This window comes from Bacillus sp. FJAT-50079, from assembly GCF_018343515.1.
Classification (GTDB): domain Bacteria; phylum Bacillota; class Bacilli; order Bacillales; family Bacillaceae_C; genus Lederbergia.
This window is the reverse complement of sequence record NZ_JAGYPD010000012.1, coordinates 12,501-13,600: the sequence shown is the minus strand read 5'-3', so window position 1 is coordinate 13,600 and position 1,100 is coordinate 12,501. Positions and strand designations below refer to the sequence as shown.

Here is a 1,100-nt window from a genome sequence, read left to right as displayed (position 1 = left end):
GATTAAGTTAATAAGGGCGCACGGCGGATGCCTTGGCACTAGGAGCCGATGAAGGACGGGACTAACACCGATATGCTTCGGGGAGCTGTAAGCAAGCGTTGATCCGGAGATTTCCGAATGGGGAAACCCACTGCTCGTAATGGAGTAGTATCCATTTCTGAATACATAGGAAATGGAAGGCAGACCCGGGGAACTGAAACATCTAAGTACCCGGAGGAAGAGAAAGAAACATCGATTCCCTAAGTAGCGGCGAGCGAAACGGGAAGAGCCCAAACCAAGAGGCTTGCCTCTTGGGGTTGTAGGACACTCTACACGGAGTTACAAAGGAACGAAGTAGATGAAGCGGTCTGGAAAGACCCGCCAGAGAAGGTAACAGCCCTGTATTCGAAACTTCGTTCCCTCCAGAGTGGATCCTGAGTACGGCGGGACACGTGAAATCCCGTCGGAAGCAGGGAGGACCATCTCCCAAGGCTAAATACTCCCTAGTGACCGATAGTGAACCAGTACCGTGAGGGAAAGGTGAAAAGCACCCCGGAAGGGGAGTGAAAAAGATCCTGAAACCGTGTGCCTACAAGTAGTCAGAGCACATTCATGTGTGATGGCGTGCCTTTTGTAGAATGAACCGGCGAGTTGCGATTTCATGCAAGGTTAAGTTGAAGAGACGGAGCCGCAGCGAAAGCGAGTCTGAATAGGGCGAATAAGTATGAGGTCGCAGACCCGAAACCAGGTGATCTACCCATGTCCAGGGTGAAGGTAAGGTAACACTTACTGGAGGCCCGAACCCACGTACGTTGAAAAGTGCGGGGATGAGGTGTGGGTAGCGGTGAAATTCCAATCGAACCTGGAGATAGCTGGTTCTCTCCGAAATAGCTTTAGGGCTAGCCTCAAGGTAAGAGTGTTGGAGGTAGAGCACTGTTTGGACTAGGGGCCCTCATCGGGTTACCGAATTCAGACAAACTCCGAATGCCAATTACTTGTCCTTGGGAGTCAGACTGCGAGTGATAAGATCCGTAGTCGAGAGGGAAACAACCCAGACCGCCAGCTAAGGTCCCAAAGTATACGTTAAGTGGAAAAGGATGTGGAGTTGCTTAGACAACCAG

Annotated in this window: 1 rRNA gene (only partly in view); it reads left to right on the top strand. The window is 51.2% G+C overall.

The features are described 5' to 3' along the window. Positions 1-1,100: ribosomal RNA gene (locus KHA95_RS22635) — 23S ribosomal RNA — on the top strand; it runs 1,832 nt beyond the window's last position.